The organism is Oleiphilus sp. HI0043 (assembly GCF_001634935.1).
In genome coordinates, this window is sequence record NZ_LWEY01000789.1 from 1 (window position 1) to 10,663 (window position 10,663).

A 10,663-nucleotide genomic window follows, 5' to 3' on the forward strand; every position below is an offset into this window, starting at 1 on the left:
AGAAATCGTCTCTGACATGCGCCAAGGCCAGCGTACCTATCTTCCTATGTACGGCGAATTTATCTTTGCCATCGTTATTCGTATACGGGATATGATCAATACACTGATTAGTGATGGCCAGGTAGAAGGTACGCCTCAGGCGACCATGCTTAAGGTTATCGAAGATGTCAGAGGCTGCACTGCAGGCCAGGACCTGAAAGCACTTGATAAAGCAATGGACCAGCTGGTCGGGGCGAAGAAAAGTAGCACTGAAGAAGAAAAACCCGGCAGTATCGCGCTGAGCCTTGAGCATCAGGACAACCCTGACTTAGCATTTTTTAGAAAGCTTGCCTTACAGCTAGATGACTTAGGCATATACAAACAAGGTAGAACAGATTCCATTCTAGAGTTGTGCTTATCTACCAACAAAGACCTTGAAGAGCCTATCGATACAGACCAATTAACTGCTGCAGTCTATCTTCACGATATCGGCATGTCTTTAGTCTCGCCCGACATACTTAATAAGCCTAGCAAACTAAGCGACCAGGAATTTCGTACTATTCGCGGCCATATAGAGATGGGCTCAGAATTTCTAAGTCGTATGGAAGGTTGGACAGAAGCCGCCACGATGGTTGCTCAACACCATGAGCGATATGATGGTAAAGGCTACCCAAAGAATTTGGCAAACGAACAAATACACCGTGGTGCTATGTTAATCGCTTTGGCGGACACCTTCTATGCAGTAACCAACGAACGTGCAGATAGAAGCTACAAGAAGTCTCTGTTCAGTGCTGTCACACTCATTAATGGCGAAAGTGGCACGCAATTTCACCCTACCTATGTCGAAGCTTTTAACGAAACAGTTAGGCATCATTACGTCACTCGCAAAAATATGACATAAAATAGTACCCTAAACAGTAGCGCTGGTTACCAAGCGTTACTGTTTAATAAATGACCTGCTCGACTTCCCGCGCTATCATTAAAAAATAGCTATCTCGGCGGGAGCAATCATCATGACTATTTCACTCAACGGCGGCATTGGCAGCCCTCAAAGCCTTTCCAGTGCGTCCCAAACTGATAGACAACTGCAGCAGCTCAGTTCAGGAAGCCGGATTAATAGCGCAGCTGATGATGCAGCAGGCGCAGCAATATCTGAACGCTTGAATAGCCAACTAGGTGCTTTTGATGCAGGCATCCGTAACGCCAATGACTCCATTTCCGCAATTCAGGTTGCCGACGGAGCACTGAAAAGCCTTAACGATAACATTGGTCGTATACAAGAGTTGACGATTCAAGCTGGTAACGGTGCGCTATCCACACAAGACCGACAAGCCTTGCAAGAAGAAGCAAATCTCTTGATTGAAGACTCAAATAGCATTCTCGAAAACACTAACTTCAATGGCAAGGCCCTACTCAGTGGTGAACAAGACTTCAATATTCAACTGGATCAACCAGGAAAGAGCATTCAACTCGAAGGCAAAGACTTAGCCAAAGAGATCAAAGAATTAGGCTTTGAAGACGTAGACTTAAGTTCAGCTGAGCAAGCTAGCAAGTCATTAGAAACCTTAAACCAAGCATCTGAGCTAGTACTATCCCGCCAATCAGAACTTGGTGCCGTTAGCAATCGAGTCGAGAGTTCGATCGATAATATCGCCATATCCAAAGTTAATACGGCTGAAGCGAGGAGCCGAATCAGTGACACTGACTATGCTCAGGTGGCCTCAGACCTAGCTGCGAGCCAAATAAGAGATCAGGTACAGATCGCCGTACAAGGACAAGCGAATAGTCAACGTGGCGCTGTGTTACAGCTTTTATCCTAACTTTCAATCGCACTTGAGCTAAATCTGCGCTACACTCGCGCCCGAAATCTAGTGAGGGCTTCATCTATTAGTCACATTCTATAGATAGACTGCCATTCCATCTCACTGAAAGCTCCTTTATATCGTCTCACCAGTAAAGGAAAAATTACTAAGGAAGGTAAAATGAAACATATAAGTCGCGCGGTCGCGCTAGTTCTATTTAGCTTGATCACCATACAAGCTCATGCAAACCCAATAGTTACCGAAATCCCAGAACCAACGACACTATCATTGATAAGTATCGGTTTAATTGGTCTAGGTTTGGCACGTCGTAAAGTTAAAAGCACTGACAAAGCGGGAACTCAGTAGCCTTACATCAAGCTGGAATTCGACGCTATTCTACAGCCACGCTTTGTTTCTCTGCCTCTGCCGGCTTTGCACATCTAAGGGCAAAGGGCTCAAATACAGCACCAAGTAGTAATTGATCTTCATACATACTTGCCACACTCGTGCCTGAAATCAGCTCGCCACTATCATAGTAAATCGACTCGGCCTGCATCTTTTCACCAGACACATCTATTTTAAATGCTTGAGATGGAGAAAGGTGGCTTTCATCATGCATATGAGCCGTAAACTCAAAGACTTTCGGATGACCGGCTGTGAGCAGGTGTTGATCATCCAACCACTCAAGATTATCAACAGCCATGGGGATGTAAACCGTATCAATTAAGTGCCAGGACAGCATATCCTGTCCTTTCATATAGCGAGACACTTGATTCGCTGTGGTTTCAGCTACAAACAGGGTTTTCTGGTCTGCAGACAAAGTCACCCCATTCGTATAACGAAGGCCATCGATCACTGTATGCCCCTGCTCTCCATCAAAATATACCAGCGAAGACAACGCCAGCCCGGCATAGTCCTCTACAATCTCCATCACGCTATGACGCGGGTTGCCATGATCGTTTGATACAAAGAAACGGTCTTTCCCCACAACAGCGATATCATTAGGCGAGATTAACTCTGGAAATGGAATACGTCGGCGTAGCTTTAAGTTACCATCAGGAAGAATGCTAAATACATCAATCTCATGTGTCTGCATATCAAGATGATTTACCGCATAGAGCTCTATCGCCTTTCCCTGAACGCCATCTTGTTGTTCAAAGCGCAGAGCAATTCCATGAGGATGAAAAGCCCCTTTCATTTTGACCATCAACTGCTTTGGTTTCGAGTTTGGATCACTGAGATCCAGAGTCCAAATACCACCGTTTTCATAGGACTTTAAGTCTTTATCCAAAAAAGCCTGGCGACGGTCATCGGCTGAAATATAAGCCAGCTTTTGCACTCGATCGACCGTGATATCCTCTGCTCCAATAGGACCTGCTAGCTTTTCACACTGCCCAAAAGGCTGACTTTCTTCAACACTACGGAAGACCCCTGCATCCTTAGCGATACCCGCGGCGTGAAATATCACCAGTACTAAAATAAGTAGTAAGATTTTTGTTCGAGTCTTCTTAAGCATTTCTTAGATATCCAGTTTTTATTATTACTTATAACGAGCTAGGCAGTTTACCAGTAAAAATCATACTTTGTACTTTCAAAAATGAATACCCTGCCATCGATTATGCGTATAATGCCGCCCATTGATTTGAATTTACGCAAAATAGTAATTACAGGAGAGCTACAATGCTAGAAGTTAACGAATATTTTGATGGCAAGGTTAAATCGATTGCCTTTGAAAGCACTACTCTGCCAGCAACAGTAGGCGTTATGAAAGCAGGTGAATATACCTTCGGTACCAGCCAGAAAGAATACATGACAGTTGTCAGTGGCGAACTAATTGTAAAACTACCAGGCTCAGAAGAATTTGTTTCATTTAAAGACGGAGAGACTTTTACCGTTGAAGCAAATCAGTCCTTCGACCTGCAAGTTCCTACAGATACCGCTTATCTTTGTAAGTACGAATAAACAGAATCTATTTAATAAGCCTCTGTGGTGGATTCGTTTTTGGGGTTTTGGTCTTGAAAGATTAAGCCCCTTAAGCACGGAGCGCTTTGCTGTACAGAGGAATAATGCTTATCTGTATCGGCTCAAACCCGACCTTACAGTTTGAGTTTCAAATCACGACATAGTCAAACAACAGCAAAGTCCGCAAAGCTGTCGCTCGACAGGTTAGTTATGATTAGGATAAAACAGCCAAATTCAGCACCTGAAAGGGACTCTTATCTCAACACATCTTTCCTTCTAGCTTTAATACTTGGCTTAGACTGCATTTCTAATACAAAGCAAAAAGCCATGATTGATGATTGAGTTAATTGCGTATTTAATTACACTCCTCCCTTAAATAAATATAGTCAAAACTAATCATTAGGATCACAGATGATTCGAACTAAGAAAGTAGGTGGTAAGCTTGCGGTCAAAGGAATAGACACTGGCAGAGCACTATTTGGAGTTGTTGCAATACCTGTTTTTTTTGTCTTGTATTTACTCACATTTGTTTTAATAGAGCAAAATCAGCTAGTTGGCGATAATATAGAATTTTCCTTGATAGTTGTTCTACTACTTATGGTTGTAGCTTTTTTTCTATCACTTCATAGCTACAGAAGGTCAGCAGGACTAATATTCCTTTTCAATAAGAGCAATGGAATTGTTGAAGTTTTTAGACATAAAGGATTAGTCTCTAAGTATTCACTAGGAAGAAATGTGAAATTAAAGCTTCAACGCGCACAGGGCATAGTGAGGAGAATTGATGGAGGGAGTGAAAGGCTACTTACGTACCACGCTGTATTAATTGGTAGCAAGGGTGAAGTATGGATCGGTGCTTCGGCTTTCACACAGAGAGGGCTATTAAAAAAAGTTAGAGTCATCTGTGACTATTTCGACGCCGAACATGAAGTATCAAAAGACATACTAAATAGTTATGAATCTAGTATAAAATATCAGCAACTACGTAATAAATAATGAATCTGCGCCACATTGTTTATGGCAATCGGGCCAAACGTGAAACAAGCTCGTAGGTCTGCCTTTGGCACTTTGCTGACAAAGTTTAGGCAGGGTATTTGTAGGCTCTAGTCGAAACCGCTATTTCATTGCGTGCCGACTTTTACAGCTTATCTATAGCATGGTCTCAATTCAGCTTAAGTAAGCGCTACTCTACTCTGACCCCGGCTTTTTTCTGGCACGAAAATATTCCGGTTCTTCACTTGAATCAATCAATTCTCGCCGGACCAAATCCAGAGCTAAGGCTGAAACTAGTTCCTGAAAAAACACCCTGCTACCCGGAAAGTAGAATTCACGTGCTTTGATATTGTTCTTTGCACCCCAAGCGACCCAAACAGTACCAACTGGCTTTTCTTCGGTACCGCCATTTGGACCAGCGATGCCTGATACCGACACTCCTATGTCTGCACCACTTAATTCGAGCACACCCGCCAGCATCTCTCTGACAACAGGCTCGCTCACAGCACCATACTTATCCAAAGAGTCTTGCGACACGCCAAGTACTCGATGTTTAATCTCATTGGAATAAGAGACAACACCCGCTTCAAACACTGCCGATGCGCCGCTAATCTCTGTCACTAAAGAAGCTATCTTGCCGCCCGTACAAGACTCGGCAAAGGTAAGCGTTTTACTTTCGGCATTAAGCTTATCTACGACAACGTGAGCAATAGAGCGTTGATCCTTAGTGACAATATGATCACCAAGCAATGCTTCTATCTTCTTGCCCCATTCACCTAAAGTAGCATGATGTTCTAGCCTATCAACCTTCAGTTTCAGTTCTATTAGAGGTAGAGAGGCTCGAAAGCCTATCTCAATGCAAGCAGGCAAATCCGGAAAGGTCTGAGCCAGCACCTGCTGAAGTTTTGATTCACCATAACCAAAAACGCGGTAGCGAAGGCGCTTCACCTCAATATCACTCGGTAAAGTAACCTTTAGACTCGGTAAGATCTCCTCACGCAGCATCAGCTCAAGTTCTTTCGGTACACCCGGAGTACAATAAATCTGACAATCATTATGAGGCGCCCAAAAACCCACTGCAGAACCGATACTATTTGCCAGCAAAGCAATCCCTTCGGGCAGCATCGCCTGCTTTTTGTTGGCATCACTTAAATGGTAGTTGCGTTGCTGACACCAAGAGCTCAGGTGTGCCAGAGCTTGCTCGTGCTGCTTGATTGGCTTGCCTAGAACTTTAGCCAGAGCTTCTGCCGTCATGTCATCTGTTGTCGGCCCTAAGCCACCGTTAACAATCAGAACATCAAAGTGCTGACTTAAGCGCTCTATTTCTGAAACCAATAGGTCTAGTTCATCAGGAACGGTCGCCTTGTAAGCCACCTGAATACCTTGATCAAGACAGTATTCAGCGATCATCGCCGAATTACTATCAACAATATCACCGGTCATCAACTCGGAACCTGTCAGCAGCAATGCAATCTTCATAGTTTAAGCCTTCAGCTCTTCTGCCAAGCTTACTGATCGATCTGCTGCGGCCTGCATTGCCTCATCGACAATTTCAAGCAAGCCCTTCTCTTCGAAAGTATGAATCGCTCGCTCTGTTGTTCCGCCGGGAGACATCACATTGCGCTTTAGCTGGGCTGGTGCCACATCACCACTAAGCACCATTTCAGCGGCACCCGCTACGGTTTGTGCTGCCAGCTTTCGAGCCGTATCTGCAGAGAGCCCTTGTTTTATCGCGGCTGCTTCCATCGCTTCGATCATCAAAAAGATATACGCTGGCCCTGAACCTGACAAGGCCGTCACTGAGTGAATCAAGCTTTCCTGATCTACCCATTCAACCAAGCCAATTGCCTGAAACAATTCATCTGACAAGTTCTTTTGTTCATCGCTTACATTCGCATTCGCGATCAAGCCGCTCGCACCCTTGAGTACCTGGGCTGGGGTATTCGGCATGCATCTCACCAATGCCTGCTCAGAGCCCAACCACTGTGCCAGCAGGTCCAAACCAATGCCTGCCGCAATAGAGATGATTAGAGGACGATGACTAAGGCTGCCTTTCAATGACTCACATACTGAATGCAGTACCTGAGGCTTTACACTGAGCACGACAATATCTGCAGTGCTAACAGCGCGAGCATTGTCCTCATCCACCTCGACCTCCCATGTGTTCTGCATCGCTTCCCGATGTTCAAGGTTTGGTGCAGTTGCTACAATATTGCTTGCGTTTAAACCTTTCTTTACTAGGCCACCAACAATGGCGTGTGCCATGTTACCTGCGCCAATAAAGCAGATCTTTTGTTCATTCAAGTTCATTGTTAGTTCACTTCCTGTTCAAAAATTCAAAAACTGTTTCCAAGCTCTAGCGTTCGCCAAACAAAGCGGTCCCAACTCTGACCATCGTTGAGCCACAGGCAATGGCCTGTTCCATATCACCAGACATTCCCATCGAGAGAGTATCGACACTCGAATAGCTTTCTTGCAGATCATTAAATGCCGACTTCATCTTCGTAAACGCGGTGCTCAAACTCTCTTCACTTTGATTTGCTTGAGGTATGCACATTAAGCCGCGTAGCTTCAAACGAGGCATATCTTCTAGTGCTCGACAAAGCTCAGGCAAATCACTCAACAATATGCCCGATTTAGTCTCTTCTTCATCAATATTCACCTGAATACAAATATTCAGTGGCGATAAAGTGTCCGGGCGCTGATCATTTAAACGCTGTGCTATTTTTATGCGATCAACACTATGCACCCAAGTAAAGCTTTCAGCAATCGGCCGCGTTTTATTCGACTGAATCGGGCCAATAAAGTGCCAGACGATATCTTCGGCATTGCCTTCTTTCGTCAATAAAGCCTTGACCGCTATCTGCTTTTCAAGCGCTTCATTAAGATAGTTCTCGCCAAATATTTTCTGCCCTTGCTTAAATAACTCAAAGACTGCTTCAGCAGGCTTCTTTTTCGACACCGCCAGGAGCTGCACGGAGTTTTCTGCTAGGCCGGCATCAATTGTGGCTTTTTGTATCCTTTTTCTTACGTTCTGGAGCTTGTCTGCTATGCTGAAGTTCATAATATAAGTTTGCGTGGCGTGTCTTAAAGTCGACATGCATTTGAGCAAAAACAACCTGTATTAACAAGCTTTATCCTTCTGGATCAGCTTTCTCATTTAAAAATCTAAGATACAAAGTTATAGGCTTTAGAGGACGACCATGGATATTACTGAACTGCTGGCATTCTCCGCCAAACAAGGCGCTTCCGATTTACATTTATCTGCCGGACTACCGCCAATGATCCGTGTTGACGGTGATGTTCGCCGTATCAACCTGCCAGCGATGGAGCACAAAGAAGTTCATTCCCTGATTTATGACATCATGAATGACAAGCAACGAAAAGACTTTGAAGAATTCTTGGAGACTGACTTCTCGTTCGAAGTACCCGGTGTTGCTCGCTTCCGTGTAAACGCCTTTAACCAGAACCGCGGTGCTGGCGCGGTATTCCGTACTATTCCTTCGAAAGTACTCACCATGGAAGACCTGGGAATGAGCCAGGTTTTCAAAGATATTGCTGAAGTCCCACGCGGCTTGGTTCTGGTAACAGGGCCAACCGGTTCTGGTAAGTCAACCACATTGGCCGCCATGATCGACTATATCAATGACAACCGCTACGACCACATTCTAACGATTGAAGACCCGATCGAATTTGTTCATGAAAGTAAAAAGTGCTTAATGAACCAACGTGAAGTTCATCGGGACACCTTGGGCTTTAACGAAGCGCTACGTTCAGCGCTTCGTGAAGACCCCGATATTATTCTGGTTGGTGAGCTTCGTGACCTTGAAACCATCCGTTTGGCACTGACCGCAGCAGAAACGGGTCACTTGGTATTTGGCACCTTGCACACCACCTCAGCAGCTAAAACGATTGACCGTGTCGTCGACGTATTCCCTGCAGAAGAAAAAGCGATGGTTCGATCAATGCTTTCCGAGTCTTTACAGGCTGTTATTTCTCAGACCTTGTTGAAAAAGACCAATGGTGGCCGAGTTGCTGCACATGAAATTATGATCGGCTCCCCTGCAATTCGTAACCTGATTCGTGAGGATAAGGTCGCCCAGATGTACAGTGCGATCCAAACGGGCGCTTCAATCGGTATGCAAACACTCGACCAGTGCTTGCAGAACCTACTAAGCAAGGGCTTTATCACTCGTGATACAGCAAGAGAAAAAGCCAAGATCCCTGAGAATTTCTAACTTAGGCCGCGTTATGAACAAAGATAAAATGATTCAGGATATGTAACATGGATTTTGAAAAACTCTTAAAAGTCATGGTCGAAAAAGGTGGCTCTGACTTATTTATTACTGTTGGTGTCGCACCGAGCATCAAAATCCACGGCAAGCTCGTCCCTGTTACCAAGCACGCACTCACGCCCGAGCAATGTCGTGAGATTGTATTTGATGTCATGTCAGAGAAACAACGTGACGAGTTCACTGAGAAAAGCGAATGTAACTTTGCTATCAGTGCCCGTGGCATTGGCCGCTTTCGTGTAAGTGCCTTCATGCAAAGAAACTTGTGCGGTATGGTGCTGCGTCGAATCGAAACTAACATTCCACGCATTGAAGATTTGGGTCTACCTACAACCATCAATCAGTTAGCAATGACAAAACGTGGCCTGATTATTTTTGTCGGTGCAACGGGCACGGGTAAGTCAACTTCTCTCGCAGCAATGATCGGGCACCGAAATAGAAATAGTAAAGGTCATATTATTTCTATCGAAGACCCTATTGAATATATCCATCAACACCAGAACTGTATTGTCACCCAGCGTGAAGTCGGTATTGACACAGAAACCTTTGAAATTGCCCTTAAGAACACCTTGAGGCAGGCACCAGACGTTATCATGATTGGTGAGATTCGTAGTAAGGAGACGATGGATTACGCGGTCACCTTTGCCGAGACTGGACACCTATGCTTGGCAACACTACACGCTAATAACGCTAACCAAGCACTCGACCGGATCATTAACTTTTTCCCGCCTGAACAGCAAAACCAGATATGGATGGATTTATCCCTAAACCTAAAGGCAATTGTTGCCCAGCAATTGATTCCAACGCCCGATGGTAAAGGCCGCCGAGCCTGTATCGAAGTGCTACTCAACACGCCTTTATGTGCAGACCTCATCCGCAAAAAAGAAATTCATAAGTTGAAGGAAATAATGACCAAATCGCGAGATATTGGTATGCAGACCTTTGATCAGGCCCTGTACGACCTGTATTCAGCTGGAGATGTTACTTATGAAGATGCGCTCGCCTATGCAGATTCAGCGAACGATTTACGTTTGATGATAAAGCTGGGGGCAGACGCCTCATCGCCTAACCAACTATCAGCAACAACTGATCGTCTTAGTATTCAGGATGATGGAGACATTGGTTTTTAGAAGAGATCTATAGGTAATCTGGCCAGCATGCCTGGCCAGATTATAACTAAGTAATTACTTAGCCATTCCTTCTTTCTGCGCTAGCTCGTCTTTGCCCAAGCCATGCTTGTAAAAGTACAATGTTTCCTGTTTGTTAAGCGTTTTTGCATCGATATAGGCTTGAGGAGCACCCCACACCACTGAAACCGGCCATAATAGCAAGTTACCAATAAATGCGCCCCACTGCTCCAAGTAAACATTACCAAAACCAGGTAGAATATTCAGAGCAGCCGCTAAGCCTGGATTATTCTCTTCGATCGGCTCAAGACTAGCCAATTCAAGGCGACGCTCGATTTCCATATATTCGTGCTTTTCACTTGTTCTCATGCTTACACAGCCAGACAACAAGGTAACTACCAACAATGCTACTACAACATGCAATTTCATATCTTAATATCCTTAATTTACATTATATTTTTACGCTTATAAAAAGCAGGGACATTATAGTCTAATAGTATAAATATAAAAC

The 10,663-nt window shown here is 44.5% G+C and carries 12 protein-coding genes; 7 read left to right on the plus strand and 5 right to left on the minus strand.

Annotation, left to right across the window (positions count from 1 at the left end; genetic code table 11):
- The 3 genes from A3729_RS09025 to A3729_RS09035 form a co-directional block, all read left to right on the plus strand.
- Positions 1–880, plus strand: an 880-nt coding sequence (locus A3729_RS09025) for an HD-GYP domain-containing protein (protein WP_068633705.1), incomplete at its 5' end; no start/stop codon positions are given.
- A gap of 112 nt (positions 881–992) precedes the next feature.
- On the plus strand, positions 993–1,799 hold the full coding sequence (locus A3729_RS09030) for a flagellin (RefSeq protein WP_068512421.1): 807 nt from the start codon (positions 993–995) through the stop codon (positions 1,797–1,799).
- Between the two features lie 162 nt (positions 1,800–1,961).
- Positions 1,962–2,147 carry a PEP-CTERM sorting domain-containing protein gene (locus A3729_RS09035; protein WP_068512423.1) on the plus strand — a complete coding sequence of 62 codons (186 nt, stop codon included), beginning with the start codon at positions 1,962–1,964 and terminating at the stop codon, positions 2,145–2,147.
- Between the two features lie 25 nt (positions 2,148–2,172).
- Here the strand turns inward: A3729_RS09035 and A3729_RS09040 are convergent, their stop codons facing one another.
- Positions 2,173–3,297, minus strand: a complete 1,125-nt coding sequence (locus A3729_RS09040; protein WP_068512425.1) for an SMP-30/gluconolactonase/LRE family protein — start codon at positions 3,295–3,297, stop codon at positions 2,173–2,175.
- 164 nt (positions 3,298–3,461) lie between these two features.
- Here A3729_RS09040 and A3729_RS09045 point away from each other — a divergent pair, with 164 nt between their 5' ends.
- Positions 3,462–3,743: a pyrimidine/purine nucleoside phosphorylase gene (locus tag A3729_RS09045; protein ID WP_068512427.1), complete on the plus strand. Its 282-nt coding sequence runs from the start codon at positions 3,462–3,464 to the stop codon at positions 3,741–3,743.
- A gap of 411 nt (positions 3,744–4,154) precedes the next feature.
- Positions 4,155–4,736, plus strand: a complete 582-nt coding sequence (locus A3729_RS09050) for a hypothetical protein (protein ID WP_068552681.1) — start codon at positions 4,155–4,157, stop codon at positions 4,734–4,736.
- Between the two features lie 192 nt (positions 4,737–4,928).
- Here the strand turns inward: A3729_RS09050 and A3729_RS09055 are convergent, their stop codons facing one another.
- The 3 genes from A3729_RS09055 to A3729_RS09065 are packed head-to-tail and all read right to left on the minus strand — an operon-like array spanning position 4,929 to position 7,797.
- Positions 4,929–6,212 (minus strand): CinA family nicotinamide mononucleotide deamidase-related protein, encoded by a 1,284-nt coding sequence (locus A3729_RS09055; protein ID WP_068515918.1) that lies wholly within the window; start codon positions 6,210–6,212, stop codon positions 4,929–4,931.
- A 3-nt stretch (positions 6,213–6,215) separates the two neighbouring features.
- Positions 6,216–7,043 (minus strand): pyrroline-5-carboxylate reductase, encoded by an 828-nt coding sequence (gene proC / locus A3729_RS09060; protein ID WP_068515922.1) that lies wholly within the window; start codon positions 7,041–7,043, stop codon positions 6,216–6,218.
- Between the two features lie 46 nt (positions 7,044–7,089).
- On the minus strand, positions 7,090–7,797 hold the full coding sequence (locus tag A3729_RS09065) for a YggS family pyridoxal phosphate-dependent enzyme (RefSeq protein ID WP_068515979.1): 708 nt from the start codon (positions 7,795–7,797) through the stop codon (positions 7,090–7,092).
- A gap of 139 nt (positions 7,798–7,936) precedes the next feature.
- Between A3729_RS09065 and A3729_RS09070 the strand changes: the two genes are divergently transcribed.
- Positions 7,937–8,971, plus strand: coding sequence for a type IV pilus twitching motility protein PilT (locus A3729_RS09070; RefSeq protein WP_068515927.1), 1,035 nt, complete (start codon positions 7,937–7,939; stop codon positions 8,969–8,971).
- Between the two features lie 47 nt (positions 8,972–9,018).
- On the plus strand, positions 9,019–10,155 hold the full coding sequence (locus A3729_RS09075) for a PilT/PilU family type 4a pilus ATPase (protein WP_068515930.1): 1,137 nt from the start codon (positions 9,019–9,021) through the stop codon (positions 10,153–10,155).
- A 54-nt stretch (positions 10,156–10,209) separates the two neighbouring features.
- Here A3729_RS09075 and A3729_RS09080 read toward each other — a convergent pair whose 3' ends face one another.
- Positions 10,210–10,581: a hypothetical protein gene (locus A3729_RS09080; RefSeq protein WP_068515933.1), complete on the minus strand. Its 372-nt coding sequence runs from the start codon at positions 10,579–10,581 to the stop codon at positions 10,210–10,212.
- Positions 10,582–10,663 lie beyond the last annotated feature (82 nt).

Coding starts and splice junctions, on each gene's coding strand:
- A3729_RS09050 (WP_068552681.1), top strand. CDS start 4,155: ATGATTCGAACTAAGAAAGTAGGTGGTAAGCTTGCGGTCAAAGGAATA.
- A3729_RS09075 (WP_068515930.1), top strand. CDS start 9,019: ATGGATTTTGAAAAACTCTTAAAAGTCATGGTCGAAAAAGGTGGCTCT.
- proC (WP_068515922.1), bottom strand. CDS start 7,043: ATGAACTTGAATGAACAAAAGATCTGCTTTATTGGCGCAGGTAACATG.
- A3729_RS09080 (WP_068515933.1), bottom strand. CDS start 10,581: ATGAAATTGCATGTTGTAGTAGCATTGTTGGTAGTTACCTTGTTGTCT.
- A3729_RS09035 (WP_068512423.1), top strand. CDS start 1,962: ATGAAACATATAAGTCGCGCGGTCGCGCTAGTTCTATTTAGCTTGATC.
- A3729_RS09065 (WP_068515979.1), bottom strand. CDS start 7,797: ATGAACTTCAGCATAGCAGACAAGCTCCAGAACGTAAGAAAAAGGATA.
- A3729_RS09045 (WP_068512427.1), top strand. CDS start 3,462: ATGCTAGAAGTTAACGAATATTTTGATGGCAAGGTTAAATCGATTGCC.
- A3729_RS09070 (WP_068515927.1), top strand. CDS start 7,937: ATGGATATTACTGAACTGCTGGCATTCTCCGCCAAACAAGGCGCTTCC.
- A3729_RS09055 (WP_068515918.1), bottom strand. CDS start 6,212: ATGAAGATTGCATTGCTGCTGACAGGTTCCGAGTTGATGACCGGTGAT.
- A3729_RS09030 (WP_068512421.1), top strand. CDS start 993: ATGACTATTTCACTCAACGGCGGCATTGGCAGCCCTCAAAGCCTTTCC.
- A3729_RS09040 (WP_068512425.1), bottom strand. CDS start 3,297: ATGCTTAAGAAGACTCGAACAAAAATCTTACTACTTATTTTAGTACTG.